A 26,254-nucleotide genomic window follows, 5' to 3' on the forward strand; every position below is an offset into this window, starting at 1 on the left:
AGTGCAGAGCAGCTATTTCTTTGCCACTGAAACACAGAATGCACTGAGATTTTTCAGTGGCTCTGTGGCAAAATAAAAGTGCCGTGCATCCTTCAGCGCAGCATGTTTATCACATCTTTTTCTCTGCTTTGAGGGATAACTTTAAGCGAAACAAATTTTCCCCTTTTCAAAACACCTTCAACCGTTGTATGCCGGGGGGCATGTAATTTGAACGCTACATCCCATTCCTTTGGCCAGGCGGGGAACAAATAAATTTTATCGCCTGCCGCCTGCAGCAGCATTTCCTGCAAGCCGGTCATCCCGGAGCCCCCCCAGTTATGATCCGGAACCCAGTCGTAGCCAGGTCCCCAAAACGCTGGAAATCGCCGCCCGCCGTCTTTTAATTTCTGAACAGTTAGCTGCTGTGCTTCGCGGGTTAAACCCAGCCGGGCGGCAAAAATATTGTCCTGTTTCCAGCCAACGGCACTGCGGAATTTCAATGCAAACGTGTCCAGTTTATAAGTGTTTATGGCGGTATCCAGTCCCGGGCGGCCAATGCCAAAGAGGCCCCACGGAAAAACAGGATAGAGCATAGAGGATTCGGTATTATTCACCCGCGCCCACAGCTTCGCAGGGGCAATAGTGGTCTTGCCATTGTATTGCATAAAAGGGACCGGTGGGATCCTTTGAAGTAACCCGTTAAAATATATTTTTTCGGTATTGTTTAAATTGCCGGCCGGTAGTGCTAAAAGCGCCGCTGTTACTGTTTTTAACGCAGCAATGGTGGAGCTGGAATTATAAGCCATCTTAAATGTTTCTGCCCCGGACCCGGGATACAATATCAAATGCCCCTCCTGGTCCAGCGCTTTAATGCCCCGCTGCTTTGCCAGGTACTGATAATGTTCATCAAAAAAACGCAAACAACTTTTTATTAAAGGCAGGTAGTTTTTTAAGACGATGGTACCATAGTCGTTGGCATCCAGCAGCATTTTGCAAAATTCGAGCACGGTATCCCATTCATATTCCAGCCAGGCATTGTATTCCATGCCCGGGTCGAATCCTGCCGGCCGTTTCCAGCCATATTCTGTTGGATTCGGTAAGCCAAAGTTTTCTAGCTGTTCATTAAAATTAGCGCCGCCGTGGCCCCAATAAATTTTACTTCTTAATTCCGCCGTAGCTAAAAGCCGGTTGTAAAAATCAAACTGGGGTTGCATCATATCAACATCGCCGCTTTTAAGCAGGGGCCAGTACACCAGTCGTTGGTTTTGTGCGGTAAAGGTGCCGCCGCCCCAGTTGCGATGGTCGGGTGTACCTTTTATTGTGGAGTCCGTAAAAACGGGGTCAACCGTAAAAAGGCCGCCGTTAAATTTAGTGGGGTAACTGCCATAAGCATTTGCTGCCAGCATATAACGGAACAACTGGTAATTGCGGCCCAGTTGCCAGGCCGTATCGGCTGCATTTTTTATACCAGGGTTGATACAAATATAACTGCGCTCCCAAAACTGTTTCCACCACTTTGCTGTTTGCCATAACGCATTTTTGTTTTGCTGAATGGTTTGGGCAATTTGACGGAGCTGTTGCCTCCAGGCCTCCGTAGTTGGGGTTTGATCATTATGTAAAATGATCTGGAGCTCCTGGTGCTTTTTTGCTTCCCGGCTGTGCAGGCTCCAGCTTTTAAAAAGGGTAGTCGCATAAATACCTTCGCCGGTATTTCCCGGTACAAAGCCTGCTCCCCGGATCATCCCGCCCGAGGTCAGCCGGCGCAGGGGATTAAAAAGCTGCTGTTTTACGTTGCTGAGCCCCTGCTGGGCAACAGTTGCGTCAAAAACAGTAGAATCGGCATTACGATGATAAAACAGGATATTGTTTTTATCATATTCTATATAATCTTTTTGGGTAACCACTTTTACATGGCTGGCCCATTTCCAGGAATTGGCATTGTTTTCTTTGCCTTTCAGCAGGCGGTCTTCAAAGCGCCAGTTTTCATAGACGGCTTCGGCACGTATGGGTTTTGAACTCTGTATATCCAGGTGAATCACCGGCTGCAATACATCTACCCACACAGTGATGCGTACTTTATTGGTGGCGGTGGAGGCGTCAATAGTGGCGCTGCCGTTTTCCAGGTGCAGTTGCTGCCGGAAACGGGCATTAGTAAAGGGATTTGGTAACAACTTTAGCCGCAGTCTGCCTGATTTCAAAAAAGTATTGTTTTCATCGAAAGCGCCGCTTTTAGAAAAATAAAGGAACACTTCGTTATGCTCCACCCATAGGTTCGCGCCAATACTGCCGCCGCCCACGGGCATGGATCCGGAAGCGTTGTTGCTTTCTGTGGTCCAGTCGACACTATAATCGCTAACAGAAAATTGTGCAAAGCTTCCGTTCGTTGCTAAAAGGAACAAAAAAATACAAAAACAAAATTTAAACATGAGTCTGTTTAGACTTTTTAAACTTCATAATTTCTACTAAACCTATGTGCCCGCCCCCGCCAGAATGAATCTTTCGCCCGCCCGTACCGAATGGCACATTCGGGCGGGGGCGGGCGTGCCGGTACGGATGGGGTTCAAAATAAGTTGAAGCAACATTATAATTGTAAATATTACAATTATTTCAATGAAAATCAAATTTTTAAGAAGGAATCCTGCATTTTGCTCGTCTAATGTAACAAAAGGGCGCCATAAAACGGGGAATAAGCGAAAAGTTTATTATTATTGAATTGATTTTTGTCTTGAGCCAATGAAAGAAGCGGAAAATAAACAGGGATCATTTAAAAATATCTGGTATGGGATCGGGCGGAAACGTATCGAGATCCCGAATCAGGTATTGCGTGATAAGGTAATAGACGATCCTTTGCTGAATAGTTTGTACATCTCCAGCCTTGGGTACTATCCGAATGCGAAAGCGCATTTTACCAAGCGAAAAAAAGGGCTGCCGGGGAATATGCTGTTTTATTGTGTGGCAGGGCATGGATTTTATGAGCTCAGGGGAGAGACGCATACAGTGAATCCTAATGAATTTTTTATCCTGCCTTATGACGAAGCGCATGCTTATGGATCGCAGGAAAAAGACCCCTGGAGTATTTACTGGATCCATTTTGAAGGAAAAAATCTTCCCGCTTTTAATGAGATCAACGCGGTTAAGGATTGTTTTAAATCTACACGGATAAAAGATAATGGAGAGATAACGGCGCTGTTTAATAAAATGTATGAATCGCTGGAACTGGGGTACAGTGCGGATAATCTTTATTTTTCGAACCTGAGCCTGCGCCAGTTTTTTTCCTATTTTATCTATAATAACCGGCATCACCCGGTGGTAGAGAATAAAGAGCTGGACAGCGTGGACCGCGTCATACTTTTTATGCAGGAGAAATTGCAGGAAAGTCTGACACTGGCTGACCTGAGCCGGTATTCCAACTATTCCGTTTCCCGGTTTTCTAATTTATTTAAACAGAAAACCGGCTATGCTCCCATGGATTATTTTATGCATATGAAGATCCAGCAGGCCTGCCAGCTCCTGGACTTTACGGACCGGGCCATTAAAGACGTTGCACTTACGATGGGATTTGATGATCCGTATTATTTTTCAAAACGATTTAAACAGGTAATAGGAATGCCCCCCCAGCAATACAGGGCTATTAAAAAAGATTAAAAAATTATTATGAGAGGATCACTGAGTCGATTACTGCTTTTGATAGTATTACAGATTGCTGTTCTTATTCCCTGTGGCGCCACTGTTCCCGGAGATCCCGGTGCTATAAAGTTTATGACCTACAATGTCCATCATTGTAATCCTCCGTCAAAGCCAGGTGTAATTGATGTAGCAGCCATTGCCCGGGTTATTAAAAAAGAAAACCCTGATATCATTGCCCTGCAGGAAATTGACGTAAATACCGGTCGCTCCGGCAAAATAAACCAGGCAGCGTTATTAGCAGAAAAAGCGGGGTACCATGCGTTTCATTTTTCCAAAACAATTGATTTTGATGGCGGCGAATACGGGATCATGATCCTTTCCAGGTATCCACTATCGGATATGGAAACACATAAACTGCCTACCGACCCGGCAACCGGGGGAGAACCGCGCGTTTTATCCGTGGCAACGGCAACCTTACCCAATGGAAAAAAGATCCGCGTAGCCAGCGTGCATCTGGATTTTAAGGGAAAAACAAATAGCAAACTGCAAATGACCGAAGTGAATAAGATCTTAGGGAAAGAAAAGCTCCCGGTGATCATCGGGGGGGATTTTAATGCTACAGAAAACAGCGAAACCATTGGTTTGCTGGATGCGGCATTTACCCGCACCTGTAAGCACTGTGCTTTTACGATTGAAGAAGGAAAGGGAAAAATGGCTATAGACTTTATAGCCTACAAACCAGGCACAGCATTTTCGGTGATAAAGCATCAGGTGATCGATGAAACCTACGCGTCTGATCACCTGCCGGTTATGGCTGAATTGAAAATTCATTAGCTACTATATGCGAAAAATAGTTTTCGTTGCCCTTTTATTGTTGACGCTGGCCGCGTATGGCCAGTCAAAAAAGGATTCACAAAAGCCAAATATCATCTTTATCCTGGTGGATGATCTGGGCTATGGGGATGTGGGCGTATTCAATCAAAACGCGCGGAAAGCCAAACACGATCCTGCGGTTCCTTATTTAATTACCCCCTCGCTGGATAAGATGGCCGCGAACGGAGCGGTTTTTACACAACAGTATGCCAATGCTCCGGTATGCGCTTCTTCTCGTTCGTCGTTCCTGACGGGCGTTACACAGGGCAATGCAGTAGTAAGAGATAATCAGTTCGATAAAGCGCTGGAGGATAACTATACCATTGCTAATACCTTAAAGCGATCGGGCTATACCACCGTTGCTATTGGCAAATGGGGCTTACAGGGTACGGCTACTCCATGGCCGGCACACCCTATGAAACGGGGATTTGATTATTATTTCGGGTATATGCGGCACAGCGATGGTCATGAACATTACCCCAAAGAGGGGCCTTACCGGAAGCCAAAGGAAGTATATGATGCCTACAAAAATGTAGCGAACGACCTGGATAAATGTTATACCGGGGATCTGTGGACGGCCAGGGCAAAACAATGGATCATTGAGCACAGTAAACAAAAAGGATCCGAACCTTTTTTCATGTATCTCGCCTATGATACGCCTCATGCAACTATCGAATTACCCACTCAGGAATATCCAAAAGGTGCGGGGCTGAATGGCGGGGTACAATGGCTGGGCACGCCGGGTAAAATGATCAATACCGCAACGGGTACGATCGATTCCTGGCAACACCCGCTGTTCCGGAATGCTACCTATCTGGATAAAACAACCGGAACAACAAAGCCCTGGATGGATGTTGATAAACGATACGCAACGGTGGTGCAACGGCTGGACCAGGAAATCGGGGATGTGCTGCAATTATTAAAAGACCTGAAAATAGATCAGCATACGCTGGTGGTTTTTTCTTCGGATAACGGCCCCTCCCAGGAGTCGTATTTAAAAGAACCGTATACGCCACAGTTTTTCGACGGCTATGGTCCTTTTGATGGTATCAAGCGGGATCTGTGGGAAGGAGGAAGCCGTATGCCGGTAATTGTGCAGTGGCCGGGAATGGTACAACCGGGAAAGACGATAGCGCTTCCCTCGTTATTGTCAGACTGGATGCCTACCTTTTTAGATGTGGCAGGTGTAACAGCTCCTGCACGGACCGATGGCGTTTCGCTGCTGCCGACCCTGACCGGCAAGGGAAACCAACGGCCCACCACGGTCTATTCTGAATATTATTTTGAAGGCCAGACGCCGAAATATCCCGAATTTGAAAAAGATCATGCGGGACGGATCAGGAACCAGATGCAAATGATCCGGCTGGGCGATTGGGTGGGCGTGCGCTATGATATAAAAAAACAGGCAGATAATTTTGAGATCTACAATGTGATCAAAGATCCGAAAGAAAAAGAGAACCAGGCCGCAAGGATGCCCGCGGTACAACAGGAAATGAAAGATAAAGTACTGCAATTACGATCTGTAAATGCAAGTGCTCCCCGCCCTTACGACGGAGAATTGGTTCCTCCTGTTACCACTGTGCCGGCTAAGGGTATAAAGTGGGCTTTGTATAAGGATGCTGCAGACTGGGTACCGGAAATGGGGTCAATGCTACCGGTAAAGACAGGGAGTATAAAACGGCCGGATGTAGCGGTGCTAAAGGGTTCGGGGGCAACTGTTGTTACATTCAGGGGATATATTCATGCGCCGGCAGACGGTGCTTATACTTTTTACCTGGCCTCCAACGGTAAGGCCTTTTTCAGGATACACCAGATCCCTTTAATTGACGCAGATTACCATTATAAGAAAGGGGAGGAACGATCCGGGAGAATGCTGTTAAAGGCGGGATTGCATCCGTTTACACTTTCGGTAAAACAAACGGAAGCTACTCCGGAACTACAACTGCTGTGGAGTTCAGGGAGCTTTGAAAAAAAAGCGATAGATTTTTATTAAGGTTATTTAGTCAGGATAGCGGTACCTCCGCTGTCGGGAAGTGGCGTATAAGAGAGCTGCTGCTCGTTACAGAACTGGATGACCGCTTGCCGGGCGCCTTTGTATTGTTCATTGTTAAAGTCATGAACAAAAATATAACCACCGCTCACCAACCGGGGATAAAAGAATTGAAGCCCTTCATATATCGGGGCATACAGATCTGTATCCAGGCTTACAAAACAAAAAGTATCTTCTACATCCTTTGCGGTATCAGGGAAAAATCCTTTTTTAAAAATGCAGTTTTCCGGGTGTATCATTTTCGCCTTTACCAGGGGTATGCTTGTTTCCGAGAAATTCTGATCACCGGCGGAGAACCCGCGGGAGCGGTCTGCGGCAATATCGGCAGTATTGAATCCTTCAAAAGTATCAAAGAGATATAGCTTTTTATCGGGAAATAACCGGTTCAACCTTTTGGCAAAATCACCTTTAAAAACACCCACCTCTGCAATATTTCCATCCAGGTGCCGGCTAAGGATCTCTTCAGCACAAAGTTCCAATGTGGAATAACGGATATAATCCAGATTAAGGGGAAGCAAGCGCTCTTTCTTTCGGTAGGTTAAAGAACGGGTCAAATAAATATCCCTGTCTGCTAAAATGCCTGATACAAACCGGAATAGTCTTTTTGATAGTGTCATATAATTTTTACAAGTGTATAAAAATAGCTAATAATACCCGAATTGACGGAAATACGCCCACCTGCAAAGGCCTCTTATTTTTTGGGTGAGCGCTATCGTGCAGGCGTTATTTTCCCGATGCATCTTTGTTTTGCCTTGTCGTAGGCCCTGCTACGCGCAGTACCCCGTTTTTGTCAATGGTCATCGGGTCAATAAATACCACCCGCTCATCCCCGGTTTTGCTGGTACGCCCGTGGTACACGCAATACATCTGTTTGCCGTCTGGAGAGAAGGTAATGCTGTTATGACCGGTTCCGGTAACGATACCGCCCTGTTCGATATTTTTTTGCAGTACCGGGTTGTTGGCGGCCTTTGTAAACGGACCTAACGGGCTTTTGGAAGTGGCATAACCCACTGCATAATTCTTTCCGCCGAAATAATTGGCGGAATACATCATATAATAAAGAGCGCCGTGCTTAAAGATCAATGAGCCTTCGGTCCAGCGCCGGTTTACTTCTTTCGAGGTCACCGAACGGCTTTCCCATTCCGATTGCCGGTCGCTCATTTTTACCGGGGGACGCAGTAAGAGAACGGGTGCGCCGGTAACGCCACTAAAATCCGGTTTTAATTCAACGCCATACACCCAGCTTTCTTCGATCTCCTTAAACCAGCCTTTTTTGCGCGCCCAGTCTGCTATTTCGCTTTTAACCGGGTGCTTATAACAACAGCGGGAGTAATAGAGGTATACCTTCCCATTGGGCTCAAATAAAACATCGGCGTCAATAATGGGGTACCCTGGATCAAAGATCGGCCGGGCATAAAGATCGGTAAAAGGGCCTGTAGGCCGATCGGCAACCGCCACCCCTATTTTAAAGTTTTCCAGCTCCTTGCGGGGATTGTCTTTCCATTGCGCACTGTAGAACATATAGAATTTGCCGTTGCGCTCGAATACCTCCGGCGCCCAGTACGAATCAATACCCCAGCCGTTTTTATTGTCGCCAAAATAAACCTGTCCTTCCGGCTTCCAGTTTACCAGATCATTGGAGGAGTAGGCACTAAATCCTTTTTTTGCTCCGCCACCGGTTCCATACATATAATATTTATCTCCTTGTACATGTAGTACAAAGGGGTCCCCTAACTGTACCGGCAGCGGGTTATGCGAAACAACAGGAGCGTTCTGAGCTGTTGCAGACTGCAGAAAGAGTAAAAAAAAGATTACCGGGATTATTGGTTTCATGTTCAAACGGGTTTAATGAATGCCCACAATATAAACAACTCCTGCTGATCTGTGTGGCAGAAATAGGATCATTACCCATACCACATTATAGAAAAAATCATTTTTGCTTATAATTTTTAAGGAAGCGCTTTATAAAGTCGGCCAGGTTTGTGAACTGTATAACTTTAATCAGTTAATTTAGTGCCAGATTAAACGTGAAATGTTATCCTGAGTTATTTATTTGCGTATTTGCGCTGCCTGCCCGATCTGCACTCATTCAGGCGGGCAAAACAATGAGGCAATGACACATTAAGGCAGCGTCATTTTAAAAAGCCTGGAAATGATTAGTACAGCGATTCCGGCGGCAGACGGGCGTTGTTGTATTGCAACAACGATTGAATAAAAATCTGAATATAAAAAAATGAAAAAGGCAAAATGGTTTGTTTTGATTTTAGCAGGCCTGTGGGCAACGATTACTGAAGCGCAGCGGCAACCCAACATTATTTTTATACTGGCTGATGACCTCGGTTCATCGGAATTAGGCAGCTATGGAAATACCTTCAATGAAACCCCGAATCTGGATAAACTGGCAGGTGAAGGGGCAAAGTTTACGCAGGCCTATTCTGCTGCCCCAATATGCTCCCCATCCCGCGCGGCCATTATGACGGGTCAATACCCGGCACGAATACGTATTACAGATTTTTTAGATGATAATGCGCCGCGGTATCTCGATCCCTCAAAATATTTCACCATCAACCGGGCATTGACGGCCGCCGGTTACCATACCGGCATCATCGGCAAATGGCACTTAGATACGCGCTTTAAAGATCCAATTGGCAACCCGAAGCAACATGGTTTTGATGAAGTGATCGGCTCCGAAACAAAATACATCGCCGACGGGGATTATTTTTACCCTTATGATAAAATAAGCACTTTTGATACAGGTGCCGAAGGCGAATACCTTACGGACAGGCAAAGCAGTGAGGCGGCCAGCTTTATTCAACGCAATAAAAAGGCTCCTTTCTTCCTGTACCTGACCTTTTATAGTGTGCACACCCGGCTGGATGCGCCCGGGGCCCTGGTAAATAAGTACAAGGCCAAGTTCGACAAAAAGTATGGAGCGGGAAAAGCGGAGGCTTTATATGGCCCGCAAAATAAACGACATGAGGCGAACCACCTGGACAATCCGTACCTGGCCGCCATGATTGAGCGGATTGATAATGGGGTGGGACTTATAATGGAAACACTAAAAAAAGAAGGCATTGATAAAAATACGATTGTATTCTTTTTTTCAGATAACGGCGGGGTGTGGAAGCTGGGCAATAACGGGATTTTACGCGCCGGAAAATCCTGGTTGTATGAAGGGGGTGTCCGGGAAAATTTATTGGCAAGATGGCCCGGTGTTATTAGACCCAATACGGTTGTGAATACACGGGTGATGGCAACTGATTTTTACCCTACCTTCCTGGAGTTGGCTAAGACTAAAAAGAAAAAAGATATACTGCTGGATGGCAAAAGTATCCTGCCTTTGCTGAAAGGGAAATCCCTGCAAGAGCCCCGGGAGCCTTTTTACTGGCATTATCCTTCTGAAACCGGCAGATGGGTGCCCCGCATGTGCAGTGCTGTTCGGGATGGCGATTATAAATTATTGTATTTCTATAAAGCCAACCGCACAGAGTTGTATAACTTAAAAGATGATCCGTCGGAGCAGAAAGATATTGCAAAAGAAAATCCTGAAAAAACAACAGCACTGAAAAGAAAGCTGGATCAGTGGTTAAAAGATGTAAATGCGGAAATGCCCGATGTAAGCGGGGCTAAACCACAGTTGTAACTTATTGCAATGCTGCAAAATAAAACGGGCCCTTTTACAGTTTCTATCTATTTAAATTGCATCAGTTATGCCGGATGTTTACGAGTTAAAAAATCAATACATTAATATTGCCGTTGCCAGCCATGGTGCAGAACTGCAAAGTATAACGGACGTTACCAATGGCCAGGAATATATGTGGTCCGGCGATCCGGCTGTTTGGGGAAAGCATTCTCCCGTATTGTTCCCGATTGTGGGGGCGTTAAAGGATAATACCTATTTCTTTAACGGTAAGGCCTACAACCTTAACCGGCATGGCTTCGCAAGGGACATGGATTTTTCATTATCGGACCGGCAGCCGGATCAGTTGGTTTTTTCACTGAAGAGTTCGGCGGCTACGTTAAAAAATTACCCGTTCCCTTTTGAATTAACTATAAGCTACCGGCTCAGTGAAAAATCAGTGCAGGTTACTTATGCTGTAAAGAACTCCGGAGACGGGGATATGTGGTTTTCAATTGGCGGGCACCCGGCCTTTAAACTGCCGCTCTTTACTGGTGATGCTTATGTCGAATATCATCTTGAATTTGAACAGCCGGAAACAACAGGGAGATGGCCTATAGCAGCGGGAGGGCTCATTGCTGCGATGCCGGCTCCTTTTTTAGAAAATAAACAGCGGCTGGACCTTGATAAAAGTTTATTTGCAAAAGATGCACTGGTGTTGAAGCACCTGCGATCTGAGCAGATAGCCGTTGTTTCCAACAAAACAGGCAAAGGTTTTTTATTTTCCTGGAAGGACTTTCCTTTTTTTGGGATCTGGGCCGCTTCCGGAGCGGATTTTATTTGCCTGGAACCCTGGTGCGGCATTGCAGACGGTGTCAATTCCAGCCAGGATATTACACAGAAAGAAGGGATCAACCGTTTGGCACCCGGTAAACATTTTGAGCGTAGCTGGGCGGTAACGATCAATAATTGAAGCAGCAGTTGAGGTCGTTATGCTTATAGTTTGGCAAAGCGCGGCGACGATAAGCTCAATCGATAAAAACAAAACCTTTCTGTGGCCCGTTGATCTGCGCAGCTCGTTCGTACAACACTCATCCGCGAAAATCTGCGGAGAACTTATGCCAAGTCTGCAAAATCGAAAGAACCTTTCTCGCCGGATTCCGGTAGCTGCTGCCCTGTGTGCTGCAGTACAAGAGTGCGACGCAACGAAGCTGATAGAAGTATTGCTGCCGGGCCCATAACAAAAACAGCCGTTTACGGGCGTTTGACAAATTCACTCTTAATGAAGCAACGTTATATTCAAACGGAGCGGCTATGGCTCCAGAGGGCCCTGTGTTTATAGGATCGTTGTTATGAATCGCATCGGCCCCGGCAGGAGGCCGCGTGAACACGGGGGCGTACTACGGAGCCCAATCCCTCCCTTGCATATTTTCTATAAACACGTCGCTCCTGTCGGAGCTGAAGCGGTAAATTTGTTATACCTCCCCGTTTACCGATAACCCAATGTTCCCTATTTTTGTTAGATTGAGTTGTCTACGTTGATGATGAAACGATTTATTGTGATTACCATATCGCTCCTGAGTGTATTTGCTGCGGCCGCGCAGGAAAAATATACGCTTAGCGGTACCATAAGAACAGCTAAAGCCGGCGAAACCGTTATTGGCGCAAGCATTTCCGTAGACAGTGCCGGTGCGAACACCGTTTCCAACGAATACGGATTTTATTCGCTCACGCTTCCCAAAGGAAATTATGTGATTACCTATTCCGCCGTGGGATTTGAAAGTGTTACTGATACGATCCATTTAAATAGTAATAAAGTGCAACCGGTTGTATTGGCAGATCACGTGGTAGATCTGGAAGCCGTAACCGTAGCCACCAATACTAAAGGAAGAACGATCTCCGGAACCCAAATGGGCGTGGAACATCTGAATATGAAAGAAGTAAACACCATTCCGATGCTGCTGGGGGAGCGGGATATTTTAAAAGCGATCCAGCTATTGCCGGGAATAAAATCAGCAGGGGATGGTAACAGCGGGTTTTATGTAAGGGGCGGATCAACGGATCAGAACCTGATCCTGCTGGATGAAGCAAACGTGTACAATGCGTCGCATCTTATGGGTTTTTTTTCAACATTCAATTCGGACATCGTAAAGGATGTAACCATTTATAAAGGCGGCATGCCGGCCCAGTATGGCGGCCGTTTATCTTCGGTGCTGGATGTAAAGATGAATGAAGGCAACAACCAGCATTATGTGGTGAGCGGCGGGATAGGCCTCATCTCCGCCAAATTAAACGTGGAAGGCCCGATACAACAGGATAAATCATCATTTCTTGTTTCAGGAAGAAGGTCCTATGCCGACCTGTTTTTACCCCTCCTGGGCGATTCTGCCAATAAAGGCACCCGCCTCTACTTTTATGATCTGAATACAAAAATGAATTATATCCTTGGGAAAAAAGACCGGTTGTATCTTTCCGCTTACCTGGGCAGGGATGTGCTGAAACTGGAGAAACAATTTGGACTGGATTGGGGCAACAAGACTGGTACGCTGCGGTGGAATCATATTTTTAATGACCGTGTATTTTCCAATACCTCCCTTATCTATAGTAATTTTAATTATAATATTGCTATTGACAACCCCAATAATAACCTCAATATTTTTTCCCAGATCAAGGACCTGAATTTAAAAGAAGAAATACAGTGGTATGCGGGAAGCGCACATGCACTGCGTTTAGGGTTCAACTCCATTTATCATACCATTACTCCTGGCGAAATAACCAGTTCAGGAAAAGAAAGTTATAATGATTTGATATTACAGAACCGCTACGCATGGGAAAATGCAGCTTTTGCTACGGATACCTGGAAAATGTCAAACAGCTTTAGCCTGACCTATGGTTTGCGGGTATCCTCTTTTGCCATTATGGGGCCTGGAGATTACTACCGCCTGGACGCCGAGGGTAATGTTAAAGACACACTCCGGTACAAAAAAGGTGACCTGGTGGAAAACTATTGGAACCTGGAACCCCGTCTGGCGGCGGGTTTTAAGCTGAGCAGCACTGCATCAATAAAAATTTCCTATGCAAGGAACGCCCAAAATATGCACCTGATCTCTAACTCAGCAACTAATGTGCCTACGGATAAATGGATCGCCAGCACCAATAATATAAAACCGGAGATAGCGGATATCTACTCGGCGGGCTGGTATAAAAATATGGGGAATAATGTGTATGAGCTTACCGTGGAGTCCTATTACAAATGGCTGCAGCACCAGATCGATTACCGGACCGGAGCAGATGTTTATACCAACAATGCCATTGAATCGCAATTATTAACCGGCATCGGCAGGGCTTACGGAATTGAATTTTTGATGAAGAAGAAACGAGGAAAACTAACGGGCTGGCTGGGCTATACGCTTTCCAAATCTGAACGGAAAATTGACGGTATTAATGATGGCGAATGGTACAATGCCCGGCAGGATCGCACGCACGATATTGCGGTAGTGGCCAATTACCAGGTAAGCAAAAAATGGAATTTGTCTGCCAACTGGGTATATTACACCGGGGATGCCGTAACGTTTCCTGCCGGAAAATATGTGATCGACAAGCAGATCGCTTTTTATTACACGAAACGGAATGCCTACCGGATGCCCGCCTATCACCGGCTCGATCTGGGCGCCACCTTGCAGTTAAAAACAAGGCACAGGGGCTTTTCTTCAGAGCTGGCGTTTAGCTTATATAATGCTTACGGCAGACAGAACGCCTTTGTAATTACCTTTCAACAAAGCGATACCAATCCGGATGTTACCGAAATCGTTAAAACATCGCTGTTTCGTTTTGTGCCATCGGTATCCTATCATTTTAAATTTTAAGAAAATGAAACGATTCAAAAGAAACTTGTTACTGCTGATCGTTTTAGGGGCAATGAGTGCAGGCTGCCAAAAAGTTATTCATCTTTCTATTGAGGGCGTTGCTAAAAAATATGTTATCGAAGCAACGGTTGCTGATAATACTGATTTCTACAATGTCATTATTTCACAAACGCTCAATATTGCAGATTCCAATCTTTTTAGGGGCGTCCCTAATGCGTTGGTAACGATTAGCGAAGACGGCAAGACCCCCGTACCGCTTGCGGATAAAGGGAATGGGATCTATCATGCCAATGTAAGCGGCCGCCCGGGGCATACGTATAATCTTGTGGTTAAGGTTGACGGACAGGTATTTACGGCAAGTTCCACCATGCCTGTAAAAGTTCCGCTGGATTCCGTTTATATCAATGAGCGGCCGTTTTTGGGACGCATGCAAAAAATTGCGGCAGTTGCTTTTACTGACCCTCCGGGGGAAGGCAATGCCTATCGCTTTACGCAATATGTGAACGACCGGAAAGAAATTACCATTTTTGTAACCAATGATAAGCTGTTTGACGGCCGGAGCGTATCCTACGAACTGCTGGTTTTTTCCAGTGACGAGGAGTCGGATCTGAAAACCGGCGATCATCTGAAAGTGGAGATGCGCTGCATCAGTATGGATAATTATATGTATTGGTACAGCCTTTCGCAAAGCGCATTAGGGCAGAACCAAAGCGCATCCCCGGGCAACCCTGTTACGAATATAACGGGAGGGGCGCTGGGCCATTTCAGCGCAAACACCTATGCCACCAAAACAATAATTGTACGTTAACTTTATAAGATGAATCCAACACATATTGAACATATCGGCCTTGCCGTAAAAAATCTGGAGGAGAGCATCCGCTATTGGGAAACGATTTTTGGACTAAAATGTTACCGTGTGGAGGAAGTGGCGGATCAAAAAGTGCGCACAGCATTTTTCCGGGTAGGCGCTACAAAAATTGAGCTGCTGGAATCCACGGATCCCGCTGGCCCCATTGGAAAGTTTATTGAAAAACGAGGCGAGGGGATGCACCATATTGCCTTTGCGGTTAATGATGTAAAGGAGGCGCTGGCAGATGCGACGGAGAAAAATATAGCCGTAATTGATCAAGTGCCCCGTTCGGGTGCGGAAGGATTAGAGATCGCGTTTCTTGATCCGCGCGCTACTTATGGCGTGCTTACCGAGTTATGCTCAACACCCCAATCCGAAAAATGATTCCTATGCAAATGAAACGGTTGTTTTTTTTCCTGGCATTTACCTGGATTGTTTCCGGGGGGAACGCCCAGAAAATGGATTATGCGCAAGAGTACCGGCAATTGAGCGATAGCATTCAACGCTATTTTTATAAGGCAGGAAATGATTTTTATAAGGAACAGCTACCGGCAGCGCCTAATGAACGGCAGGCTTCTTACCTATGGCCCCTTTGTGCCTTGTTTGAAGCCTACCAGGTGGGGGGAGCGCTCAACGGCGACTTTAAGAACTTTGACCATGTTGCAACCATAATAAAAAAATATCACACGGATAAATCTCCGGCACCCGGCTTCGCCTCCTTCCCGCCGGTATATGGCGGTGGCGACCGGTTTTATGATGACAACCAATGGATCGGCATTACCGCGATGAATCAATACGGGCGCACCCATGATAAAACCTGGCTGGCGCTGGGGGCGGAGATCTATAATTTTATGATGACCGGTGCTGATACGGTTTCCGGCGGCGGATTGTACTGGCAGGAGGGCGTTAAAAAAACAAAAAATACCTGCAGCAACGGACCGGGGATATTGCTGGCCCTGCAATTATATAATGCTACGAAAGACCAAAAATATCTGAATACCGCAATGGGGTTATATACATGGGTAACTACCCGTTTAATATCGCCGGAAGGCCTGTTTTACGATAACCTGCGGATGAAAGACGGTACTATTGATACACATTTGTATTCTTATAATACGGGAACGATGCTGCAGGCGGCTATTTTCCTGTATGAGATCACCAAGGACGAAAAATATCTTCGGGAAGCGAAGAAGACGGCAAATGCTGCCGCTTCCTATTTTTTAGCCGAAGGAAAATTCCGGGATAACTATTGGTTTAACGCTGTATTGCTGCGGGCATTGGAGCAGTTGCTGCAATATGATAAGAATACCTGGTACCTGCAGCTTTTTCAGAAAGCGGTGAACCGGGCGGCGGCAGAAAAGGATATACATGGTTTTTGGGGAGCCGCCACAACGAAAAACCTGGTGCCCCAGGGCGGCATGCTCGAAATACTGGGCCGGCTGGCCCTGCTCCGCAAACAGGGAGTATTATAATAAATGTTGTTTTTTTCTCTCACAGATTTCGCAGATTTACACAGATTTTAAAAAGCGTTCTGTGAAAATCCGTGCTCCTGTGAGATCCTTTAGCACTTTTGAAAGCAATCCGCTGCGCCGTTGCTCCGCTGCGTTCGCCGCGAGAAATTTAAGCGTGAAAGCATCTGTGAAAATACGTGCAATCCGTGAGCCTCTTTAGCGCTTTTGAAAGCAATCCGCCGCGCCGTTGCTCCGCTGCGTTCGCCGCGAGAAATTTAAGCGTGAAAGCATCGGTGAAAATCCGTGCAATCTCCTGTGAGTCCTTTTAGCGCTTTTGAAAGCAATCCGCCGCGCCGTTGCTCCGCTGCGTTCGCCGCGAGAAATTTAAGCGTGAAAGCATCTGTGAAAATACGTGCAATCCGTGAGCCTCTTTAGCACTTTTGAAAGCAATCCGCTGCGCCGTTGCTCCGCCGTTTTCGCCGCGAGAAATCTAACCACAAAGAAGTTTGTAAGAAAACAAAAAATACGATGCGTAATAATGCTGTAGGATAGCTTTATATTTGCAGTGGAAAAGCACAGGCAGGTGTTTGTTTTGTGGCTAACCAGACAGAAAATTGATTATGAAAAATTATTTGATGCGCCCGTATTCCGGAGCTGCACGTTTTGTCACTTTTGTTTTTATTCTTTTGGGTTGGTGCGCGTGTAACCCTTCGGGCAATACTGATACAACCAATCAGGCGGCCACTGCTGATACGGCAGTCGTTCAGGCGGCTCCGGCGGATTCATTACGGGAAGCCCTGGCAGATACCCTGCCACCCTCAAATAAAAAAAGGATATATCTTACTTTTGATGATGGCCCCAACCTGGGTACGAAGAATTTGCTCACTATCCTGCAAGACGAAAAAGTGCCTGCAACCATGTTCCTTATCGGCTTGCATACCGGCGCCAGCCCCGAACAGAAACTGATGTGGAATAAATTGCAGACCTTTCCGGGAATAGAATTGTGCAACCATAGCTATTCTCATGCCTGGCGGAATAAATTTACCCCCTTTTATCAGCATGCTGATTCGGTAATTGCAGACTTTAACCACGCGGAAACATTGATGGCATTGAAGGCGCCCATAGCCCGTACGCCCGGAAGGAATGCCTGGCGGATCGATAGCATTACCCGCACAGATCTGCTCAAAAACAAAAAAACCATTGATACATTGCAATCAAAAGGAGGGTATGTGCTTATTGGGTGGGACCTGGAGTGGATGTTTAATCACCGGAATAACCAGGCCGTTCAGACCGCGGACCAGCTATACGCCCAGGTGAATCATTTATTTGGTAGCAATAAAACCCTGATCCCCAATAACCTGGTGATCCTGGCGCATGATCAGATGTGGCGGACATCTGTAGATTCACTGCGGTTAGTGGATTTTATCCGCAAACTGAAAGCAAGCCCTGACTATGAATTAGCGCTGATCAGCAATTACCCGGGCGTGAGGCGCGCACTTTTGAAAGGCAAAGGGATATAAAGTTTTTCATTAGCGAACGTTCGGCATCCACTGTTGGGCGTTCAGCATTTTGCATTTCGCATTGGGCGTTCAGCATTCCGCTGTTTTTCTATAAATTCGTTTGTTATAACAAGTTAACAAATGAAGTATATTTTTTTATGGCTCGGCCTCCTGGCCGGTATGTTCTCTGCATCTGCAGCAAAAGTGGATACTTTGGAAGTGTATAGTCCTTCCATGAAAAAGAATATAAAAACCGTAGTAGCCCTTCCGGATAATTATAACCCTGCAAAGAAATACCCCGTGGTTTACCTGCTGCACGGGTATAGCGGCAATTATGCTGCGTATGCCAGGATGCCCGGCGTAATGGAGACGGCCGATCTATACCAGGTGCTGCTGGTATGCCCCGATGGCGGGTACGGCAGTTGGTACTGGGATAGCCCGGTGGATCCTGCTTTTAAATATGAAACATTTGTATCGGATGAGTTGGTGCATTGGGTCGACAAGTCCTATGCAACCATTGCGGCCCGCACCGGCCGGGCGATCCTGGGCCTGAGCATGGGCGGCCATGGCGCGCTGTACCTGGCAATCAAGCACCCGGATGTGTTTGGCGCCACCGGCAGTATGAGCGGTGGAGTGGATATCCGGCCCTTTCCTGATAATTGGGATATGGCAAAAAGATTGGGAAAATATTCAAAGTATCCCGAACGCTGGGAGCAAAATACCGTTATTAATTTATTGTACCGGATCGAACCCAATACGCTAAAAATAATTATTGACTGTGGCACCAGCGATTTCTTCTATCCGGTGAATGAGGCGTTGCATAAAGAATTATTATTGCGCAATATTCCACATGACTATATTACCCGGCCGGGGGCACACAACACGGAATACTGGCAGAATTCGATCCAGTATCAATTGCTGTTTATGCACCGGTTTTTTGAGAACGGGGCAAAAAACAAAAAATAACGGTGTTATGGAGTTGTATTTTTTTTAAAAAGCTCATCTTTTTGTTTATTTTATGAATGATCCGAAACAAACATACTCTGAAGCCTTTGACCGGCTGGTTGCAATAATGGATGAATTGCGGGTGAAATGCCCCTGGGATCGTAAGCAAACCACCCAGACCCTGCGGCAGATGACGATTGAAGAAACCTATGAACTCGGAGACGCGATCATTGAAAATGACTGGAAGGGCATCAAAGAAGAGCTGGGAGATCTTTTATTGCATATCGTTTTTTATACAAAGATCGCTACGGAGCAAAACGCGTTTACACTTGAAGAAGTAATTACGGGCATTAGCGAAAAGCTCATCAGGCGCCACCCGCATATTTATCCCCCGGACGGCGGTATGGCCGGACTGAAAGCCGTGCAAACGGAAGAAGACGTAAAGCAGAACTGGGAACAGTTGAAATTAAAAGAAGGTAAAAAATCAGTGCTGAGCGGCGTGCCAAAATCATTGCCCGCACTGGTAAAAGCCATGCGCCTGCAGGAAAAAGCAAAACAGGTGGGGTTTGAGTGGGAGACACCCGCGCAGGTGTGGGAGAAAGTAGAAGAGGAATCCGGCGAACTGCAGGAAGTGGTACAATCCGCCGATGCGGAAAAAATTAATGAGGAATTTGGCGACCTGCTCTTTTCCCTGATCAATTATGCACGTTTTTTGAAGGTTGATGCTGAAGCGGCGCTGGAGGGCACTAATAAAAAGTTCATCAACCGCTTTACCCGGATGGAAGCGCTGGCGGCAGAAAAGAAAACCACTTTAGCAGCATTATCATTAGTGGAAATGGATACATTGTGGAACAAGGCAAAGGCCGAAGCGCGCAAATAAAAGATTGAAAACAAAGAATAAATATCGCTGGGAATTGACCCTTTTGATAGCTGCCGTGATCATCTTTATGACCGGCATGCTGCTCAGTTCCCGCTTTGTCAAAAATACTTCCCTTGCCCAGCAGACGGTTTTTTTTGAAAGGGAAATTGCCAAGCGGGTTAGCTATTTTGAAGATCTGGTAAAGGATGAGCAGTTGATGAACCGGTTGACACAATCGAGGGAAAGCCTGAATGATTTAAAGAATATTTATAACAGCCCGTTTTATTTTTTTCTCTATAAAAAAGATGAGAACAAGCAGTTTCTCCGGTTTTGGAACACCGGGATCGTCATTCCTTCAGATGAGTTGCTGTACGACAGCAGCAATGAACGCGTGCTGAAACTGCCCAACGGGTACTATTATTCACTGCGTAAACCGGTACCGGGTTACGACGATTTTAACGTTTACTGCCTTATACTGATCAAATCATCTTTTTTTATCGAAACCGAGTATTTTAAAGATGATTTTCCGTTTGATAATACAATGGATAACCTCATGGACGTTTCGCTGAGCCCTACGCCCTACGCGGTAAAGAGTGTCAGCGGAGCCCCCCTGTTTTATTTACAGTATAAACCGCATATTACCGTTGCAAAAGATTCGGAGGCCTCTGTAATAATGAAGATTGTTGGATTGTTTCTGATCTTCCTGGCATTGTACCTTATTTTGGCCAAACGTTTTACAACACCCGATCCTTTATACCAGATCTATCTTTTTGTAGGGTGCCTTTTGGTGTTCCGGGTTGTCTTATATCTCATGGAGGCGCATTGGTGGTTCGCCGAATTCTCTCTTTTTAACCGGGAGGTCTACAATGCCGGGTACCTATTGCCTACTTTGGGTGATCTGCTTATTAACAGCCTTCTGTTTTGCTGGGTCAGCGTGTTTGTATGGAACCGGCTTTCGGTACGGTCATTTAATGTAGCCAAATATTCACGCCGTGTGGTGGTGGTAGCGGGGGTGAGCTGGCTGATAATATTGATCGCCACTACATTCAGTATCGCCGGTGTTATAAAAAGTTTGATCGCATCACCAAAAATATCTTTTGATGTGACCAATGTATCCAGCCTGTCTGTTTTTACCGCAGTCGGCTTTATCGTACTTGCCTGTTTATGCCTGGGGTTCTATTATTTAAGCCGCACTATTTATAAATATGTATTAGTAGTCTTTAAGAACAGCTACCGCCTGATCTATTTCTCCATTGCCGTTATTGGGCTATTGTTTGTTACCATGGTTAGTAAAGAAGACCTGGTTGTTTTTTATTTGCCGGTACTGGGCTGGCTGCTGGTATATACTTTTATTTTTATTAAAGAAGCGGTCATCTACCGTTATATCCAGGCCAGTGTTTCAGGGACGGTTTTGTGGATCTTTGTCTTCTCTGTAAGTGTATCCCTGCTGATGCTGAAGGAGATCAACAAGACAGAACTGTTGCTTCGAAAAAAATATATTGAGAAACTGGCTACCCAAACGGACCCCGCCAGTGAGCGTCTGATCAGTATCGCGAACAAATACATGGACAGCACCTATTTTCAGAACAATTTCTGGAGGCTGTATAACCAGCGGGAGAACGGGTATATGCGCGATAGTATCCGTAACCGTAACTACATCGGCTACCTTAATAACTATATAACCAACCTGTATTTTTTTGATAGTTTAAATAACCCGCTGTTTAATGAGTTCCCTTATACGGCTGCAGCATTGGATAACATTATAGCCAATAAATCGAAACCGACTTCTTTTCCCGATATGTATTTTTATGAATCGGAGGCAGATAATTTCGCGTATATAACAAGAAGAGTCATCTGGAATGAAAAAAACGACCGGCTCATCGGTACTATTTATATTGTTTCCAACCCCCGGAAATTTGCTGTGGCCAACCTCCGGCCGGAGCTGTTCCGGCAATTCCGGCAATGGGAATATTCCAATTCATTAGTATATCAATATGCCATTTACCAGGACAATCAATTAAAATCCTCATCAAAAAAATATCCGTTTACCTCCTATCTGACGCCGGGCCAGATACCGCAAACACGCTTTGAGATCCGGGAGAAAGAAGGGTACAGCGAAATGTGGTACCACGCCAGCGCTTCAAAAGTGATCGTGATGGTGCGTAAAAGCGAGCTTTTTTTAGAGGCGATTACGCTTTTCTCCTACACCTTTTGTTCTTTCCTTTTGCTGATGGCGCTGATCAACCTGCTGATCATTATCCTGAATGCTTTTATCAGCCGGAAGTCAGTAAAGAATGCTACCATCTTTCCCACTATCAAAAGCCAGATCCATGGAACCTTTGTATTAATTAATGTACTGGCATTCCTGATCGTGGGTGCCGCAACCATATCCTTTTTCGTAAACCGGTTCGAGGAGTCCAATAATGATAAGCTCAGCCGCACTATGAACATCATGTTAAATGAATTGAATTTGCATGATAGTTTGCGAAATATTTTGAGGGAAAAAGGAAGCCAGGAAGATCTGTTCAGTGCCAACGCATTAACGGAAGTGATCAAAAGGATCTCTGATATTCACGGGGTGGACGTAAACGTATACGACCGCACCGGGGAACTGCGCGCTTCCAGTCAGCCGGACATTTACAGCCGTGGGGTATTAAGTAACCGGATGATGCCCAAGGCTTTTTATTATTTGCTGCGTTTACGAAGGGTGGAGTACACGCAAAAAGAAGAAGTTTCCAAACTCTCGTATAATACGATCTATGCACCGGTGGGAGAGAATAGTGCACAACCCTACGCTTATATAAGTATTCCTTATTTTACGTCGCAGCAGGAGCTGAGCCAGGAGATATCAAGCTTTTTGATCACGTTGATTAATTTGTATGCTTTTATCTTCCTGCTAACCGGGCTGCTGGCATTGCTGATCACCAACAGGATTACGGGGTCGTTTACTGTTATTGGTAATAAAATGAAACAGATAAGCCTTTCCAGCGATAATGAAGCAATTGTATGGGACCGGAATGATGAGATCGGGCAACTGGTAAAAGAATATAACAAAATGGTTTCAAAGTTGCAGGAAAGCGCCGATGCCCTGGCGCGCTCTCAAAGAGAAGAGGCCTGGAGAGAGATGGCACGGCAGGTGGCGCATGAAATAAAAAACCCGCTGACGCCTATGAAGCTGAGTTTACAATATCTTCAAAAGGCGATCAAAGAAAAAAGCCCGAATATACAGCCGTTAACTTCCAGTGTGGCGCGCACGTTGGTAGAGCAGATCGATCACCTCTCAAAGATCGCAGCAGATTTCTCACAATTCGCGAATATTAATCATGTAAAGGCCGAGCTCTTTGATCTGCATGAAGTATTGCAGCCGTTGGAAAGTATTTACAGTAAGAACCCGAACGTAGCGTTTAAATGGAACCCCCTGCCCGGCCATGTTTTTATAATGGCCGATAAAACACAGCTAAACCGGCTGTTTACCAATCTTTTTGTAAACGCTATTGACGCCTGTGAAGACAAATCCAAGTGCATGCTTACCGTTACCGAACGTTTGGAGGCGCAATATGTAATCATAAGCGTGGCGGATAACGGAAGCGGCATCAGCGAAGTGATGCAAACGAAGATCTTCATGCCCAATTTTACAACCAAAAGCTCCGGAACGGGTCTTGGACTGGCGATGTGCAAAGGCATTGTGGAAAAAGCCAATGGCAGCATCTGGTTTGAAACCCAGCCAGGTAAGGGAACAACGTTCTTTGTTACGTTTCCGGTGGTTTAGATGCCGAGCGCTTAATGCGGAATGCTTAACGCAGAAGGCCTGGAACCTGTAACCAGCAACCAGCAACTCATCTTTCAATGCCCGCTTTACGTTTTGTAACAAACGCCTCAAACTCGGCCAATGAGAAACTGCTCAGGTTGGAGGCGGCCGTCAGCCCTCCTTTTTGCGAAGCGATGGCGCCGTATACAATATCATCAAACCCTTCGATGGTATGGGCATCGGGATTAATGGATAACAATGCGTTTTTGCTTAAAGCATATTCGATCCAGCGCCAGTCCAGATCCAGCCGGTGCGGGTTGGCGTTTATTTCAATAACCACGTTATGCGCCACGCAGGTATCTATTATCTTTTTATGATCGATAGGATAGCCATTCCGGCTTAGTAATAACCGGCCCGTCAAATGACCTAATATAGTGGTGTAGGGGTTTTCAATGGCTTTGGTTAACCGCTCCATGGCCTTTGTTTCATTCATATATAAGTTGCTATGCACGGAAGCGATCACCAGGTCAAAACTCTTTAAAACATCATCGCTGTAATCTAGGCTGCCGTCTCCCAATATATCGCATTCTATACTTTTAAAGATCTTAAATGGCGCCAGTTTCTGATTCAGTTCATCTATGAGTAATTGCTGTTGAACGATCCGCTCTTCTGTAAGGCCATTGGCATAAGCGGCGGATTTAGAGTGGTCGGAGATGACCAGGTATTCCATGCCCTTTGCTATGAGTGCAGTTGCCATTTCTTCAAGGGTAAAAAGTCCGTCGGACCAGTTACTGTGGTTGTGAATAATCCCTTTTATATCGCCTGGCTCAATCAGCTTCGGCAAGGTATTATTTGCGGCGCGTTCAATGATGGTGGGCGACTCCCGCAAGGCAGCCGGGATAAAAGGTAATTTGGCGTTTTCGAAAATAGCCGCTTCATTTTTAAAAGCGTTTGTTTCAAAATTATCAGGGTAATAGTTTTTGATAAATGCATCAGCGAATTCCGGCGCGGAAGCAGTTCGAAAAAGAAATTGCGGAATATTTTTTTGAACAGAATGGATGCGTAACCGCAGACCGTTATTCAATTTATACAAGATAGCATTTTCCGTTTCTTCTAAAAGTTCCGGAGGATAAGCCGTCTGAAATTTTTGTTTGATGGTAGGCATATCTGCGGTAACAATATATTCCAGTTCATACAGCGTGGGCAGTTGGCGGTAATAATTGCCCGTATTCCACAAGGCGTCTTTCCCAAAAAGTTTTTCAAGATAAGCTTGTATCGATGGGTAGATCTGGTGTATTTGTGAATAAAGAAAATGCCCTTTGTTCTGGTTATAGAAATTAATAGACTCAAGAATTTTTACCTGGGTTTTTTCACCAAATCCTTTATAACGGGTCAACCGGTTCTCGTTGCAGGCATATTCCAGTTCCCCGATAGATTCAATGTTCATTTCTTTCCAGATGATGTGGATCTTTTTAGGTCCCAGCCCCTTAAGCTCCAGCATTTCGATGATGCCCTTGGGTGTTTCCGCGATCAGTTCCTCCAGGGCCTGCATATGACCGGTATCGATCAGCTCTGCGATCTTGGTCGCAACGGACGTTCCCAAACCCTTTATGCTGCTGTATTCCCGGCGATCGGTCACCGTTAACTGTTCTTCCAGCCGTTCAATATGAAACGCGGCTATAGAATAGGTTTTAGACTTAAACGAGTTGGCCCCGTGTATGTCCATTAGTTTGGAAAGCAGGGTGAAATGATCGGCTATGGCACTGTTGTTCATAACTGCAAAGTAGGAAAGAGGGCGCAATAAAAAAAGCCCTCCGTAAAGGAGGGCTTCAATTCGTATAAGAAATTTAAATTCTTATTTTTTCTTTGCTGCTGCTTTTTTAGGAGCTGCTTTCTTAGCAGGAGCTTTTTTTGCTGCTGCTTTTTTAGGAGCTGCTTTCTTAGCAGGAGCTGCTTTTTTAGCGGGAGCTTTCTTTGCTGCTGCTTTTTTAGGAGCTGCTTTTTTAGCGGGAGCTTTTTTTGCTGCTGCTTTCTTAGGAGCAGCTTTTTTTGCTGTTGCCATTTTTTTTGAATTTAATGTTTAGTAAAAAAATTGGGTTGTCGGCGTAAAATTATACAATTATTTAGTCCTGCCAAATTTTTTTTCCACAATTTATTCAGTAGCAACAGCTAAAGACATTTATTATGCCTGTGCTTCGTTAACAGAAACAAAGGTTCTGTTCTTTCTTCCTTTTCTGAATTCAACAACACCGTCAGCCAGTGCGAATAAAGTAAAGTCTTTACCAACACCAACATTTTTTCCGGGATGGTATTCAGTACCGCGCTGGCGAATGATGATGTTTCCGGCAATAGCAGGCTGGCCTCCAAAAATTTTAACGCCTAAACGTTTGCTTTCTGAATCGCGGCCATTTTTTACACTACCTTCTCCTTTCTTATGTGCCATTTTTTATGAGTTTAAAAGTTGATAAGTTTAAATGTTGATAAGTTGGAAGGTCTCTTAAGTATGCTCTACTTATTAACCTGTTTACTTGTCAACCCGTCAACTATGATTAAGCAATATTAGTTACCTTAATTTTAGTATAAGCGGTACGATGGCCTTTCTTTTTGTGAAAGCCTTTTCTTCTTTTTGTTTTATACGCAATAACAGTGTCCCCTTTAATGTGGTCTACAATTTCTGCGCTTACCTTAGTGGCAATAGCACCACCTACAGATAATTTTCCATCGGCATGTGCTAATAAAACATCAAGGTTTATAGCCTCACCGGTTTTGCCTTCGATATGTGGTACAAACAGGGTTTGATCTTTTTCAACCTTAAATTGCTGACCTGCTACCTTAATAATTGCTATCATTGTCTAAAAATTAGGACGGCAAAGGTAAGGAGATTTTTT

20 protein-coding genes are annotated in these 26,254 nt (G+C 45.3%); 13 read left to right on the forward strand and 7 right to left on the reverse strand.

The features are described from left to right. Positions 1–92 precede the first annotated feature (92 nt). A complete protein-coding gene (locus tag NIASO_RS18810; RefSeq protein WP_008582659.1) occupies positions 93–2,405 on the reverse strand; it encodes a DUF5703 domain-containing protein in 2,313 nt (770 codons plus the stop codon). 307 nt (positions 2,406–2,712) lie between these two features. Here NIASO_RS18810 and NIASO_RS18815 point away from each other — a divergent pair, with 307 nt between their 5' ends. From NIASO_RS18815 to NIASO_RS18825, 3 genes are read left to right on the forward strand one after another with little or no spacing between them, the layout of a single operon-like run. Next, positions 2,713–3,624, forward strand: coding sequence for an AraC family transcriptional regulator (locus NIASO_RS18815; RefSeq protein WP_008582657.1), 912 nt, complete (start codon positions 2,713–2,715; stop codon positions 3,622–3,624). A 9-nt stretch (positions 3,625–3,633) separates the two neighbouring features. Continuing rightward, positions 3,634–4,440, forward strand: a complete 807-nt coding sequence (locus tag NIASO_RS18820) for an endonuclease/exonuclease/phosphatase family protein (protein ID WP_008582656.1) — start codon at positions 3,634–3,636, stop codon at positions 4,438–4,440. Positions 4,441–4,447: 7 nt separating this feature from the next. Next, positions 4,448–6,472, forward strand: coding sequence for a sulfatase-like hydrolase/transferase (locus tag NIASO_RS18825; RefSeq protein WP_008582655.1), 2,025 nt, complete (start codon positions 4,448–4,450; stop codon positions 6,470–6,472). Positions 6,473–6,474: 2 nt separating this feature from the next. On the opposite strand, the gene NIASO_RS18830 is transcribed toward NIASO_RS18825, so the two are convergent. Both NIASO_RS18830 and NIASO_RS18835 read right to left on the reverse strand, forming a co-directional pair. Continuing rightward, positions 6,475–7,146 (reverse strand): TylF/MycF/NovP-related O-methyltransferase, encoded by a 672-nt coding sequence (locus NIASO_RS18830; RefSeq protein ID WP_008582654.1) that lies wholly within the window; start codon positions 7,144–7,146, stop codon positions 6,475–6,477. 106 nt (positions 7,147–7,252) lie between these two features. Further along, on the reverse strand, positions 7,253–8,362 hold the full coding sequence (locus tag NIASO_RS18835) for a glycoside hydrolase family 43 protein (protein WP_008582653.1): 1,110 nt from the start codon (positions 8,360–8,362) through the stop codon (positions 7,253–7,255). Positions 8,363–8,762: 400 nt separating this feature from the next. On the opposite strand from NIASO_RS18835, the gene NIASO_RS18840 reads away from it, so the two are divergent. From NIASO_RS18840 to NIASO_RS18885, 10 genes are all read left to right on the forward strand, one after another. Continuing rightward, positions 8,763–10,172, forward strand: coding sequence for a sulfatase (locus tag NIASO_RS18840; RefSeq protein WP_008582651.1), 1,410 nt, complete (start codon positions 8,763–8,765; stop codon positions 10,170–10,172). Positions 10,173–10,239: 67 nt separating this feature from the next. Further along, complete coding sequence (locus tag NIASO_RS18845; RefSeq protein ID WP_008582650.1) at positions 10,240–11,121, forward strand: aldose 1-epimerase family protein; 882 nt, start codon at positions 10,240–10,242, stop codon at positions 11,119–11,121. A gap of 568 nt (positions 11,122–11,689) precedes the next feature. Further along, entirely contained in the window at positions 11,690–14,014 is a 2,325-nt protein-coding gene (locus NIASO_RS18850; protein WP_008582648.1) for a TonB-dependent receptor, read from the forward strand. 4 nt (positions 14,015–14,018) lie between these two features. After that, a complete protein-coding gene (locus tag NIASO_RS18855; protein ID WP_008582646.1) occupies positions 14,019–14,822 on the forward strand; it encodes a DUF4249 domain-containing protein in 804 nt (267 codons plus the stop codon). Positions 14,823–14,831: 9 nt separating this feature from the next. Then, positions 14,832–15,248 carry a methylmalonyl-CoA epimerase gene (gene mce / locus NIASO_RS18860; RefSeq protein ID WP_008582645.1) on the forward strand — a complete coding sequence of 139 codons (417 nt, stop codon included), beginning with the start codon at positions 14,832–14,834 and terminating at the stop codon, positions 15,246–15,248. Positions 15,249–15,259: 11 nt separating this feature from the next. Then, positions 15,260–16,336 carry a glycoside hydrolase family 76 protein gene (locus NIASO_RS18865; RefSeq protein ID WP_245605203.1) on the forward strand — a complete coding sequence of 359 codons (1,077 nt, stop codon included), beginning with the start codon at positions 15,260–15,262 and terminating at the stop codon, positions 16,334–16,336. A gap of 599 nt (positions 16,337–16,935) precedes the next feature. Continuing rightward, positions 16,936–17,835 (forward strand): polysaccharide deacetylase family protein, encoded by a 900-nt coding sequence (locus NIASO_RS18870; protein ID WP_008582642.1) that lies wholly within the window; start codon positions 16,936–16,938, stop codon positions 17,833–17,835. 120 nt (positions 17,836–17,955) lie between these two features. Then, positions 17,956–18,780 (forward strand): alpha/beta hydrolase, encoded by an 825-nt coding sequence (locus tag NIASO_RS18875; protein ID WP_008582640.1) that lies wholly within the window; start codon positions 17,956–17,958, stop codon positions 18,778–18,780. Between the two features lie 52 nt (positions 18,781–18,832). Then, positions 18,833–19,639 (forward strand): nucleoside triphosphate pyrophosphohydrolase, encoded by an 807-nt coding sequence (gene mazG, locus NIASO_RS18880; protein ID WP_008582639.1) that lies wholly within the window; start codon positions 18,833–18,835, stop codon positions 19,637–19,639. A gap of 4 nt (positions 19,640–19,643) precedes the next feature. Then, positions 19,644–23,387, forward strand: coding sequence for a sensor histidine kinase (locus tag NIASO_RS18885; protein ID WP_044046354.1), 3,744 nt, complete (start codon positions 19,644–19,646; stop codon positions 23,385–23,387). Positions 23,388–23,454: 67 nt separating this feature from the next. On the opposite strand, the gene NIASO_RS18890 is transcribed toward NIASO_RS18885, so the two are convergent. From NIASO_RS18890 to rplU, 4 genes are all read right to left on the reverse strand, one after another. Next, entirely contained in the window at positions 23,455–25,140 is a 1,686-nt protein-coding gene (locus tag NIASO_RS18890) for a helix-hairpin-helix domain-containing protein (RefSeq protein WP_008582627.1), read from the reverse strand. An 81-nt stretch (positions 25,141–25,221) separates the two neighbouring features. After that, on the reverse strand, positions 25,222–25,428 hold the full coding sequence (locus tag NIASO_RS18895) for a hypothetical protein (protein WP_008582626.1): 207 nt from the start codon (positions 25,426–25,428) through the stop codon (positions 25,222–25,224). Between the two features lie 120 nt (positions 25,429–25,548). Continuing rightward, a complete protein-coding gene (gene rpmA / locus NIASO_RS18900; protein ID WP_008582625.1) occupies positions 25,549–25,809 on the reverse strand; it encodes a 50S ribosomal protein L27 in 261 nt (86 codons plus the stop codon). Positions 25,810–25,915: 106 nt separating this feature from the next. Then, on the reverse strand, positions 25,916–26,215 hold the full coding sequence (gene rplU / locus NIASO_RS18905; RefSeq protein ID WP_008582624.1) for a 50S ribosomal protein L21: 300 nt from the start codon (positions 26,213–26,215) through the stop codon (positions 25,916–25,918). Between the last annotated feature and the right edge of the window lie 39 nt (positions 26,216–26,254).

The sequence above is a fragment of the Niabella soli DSM 19437 genome, from assembly GCF_000243115.2.
Classification (GTDB): domain Bacteria; phylum Bacteroidota; class Bacteroidia; order Chitinophagales; family Chitinophagaceae; genus Niabella; species Niabella soli.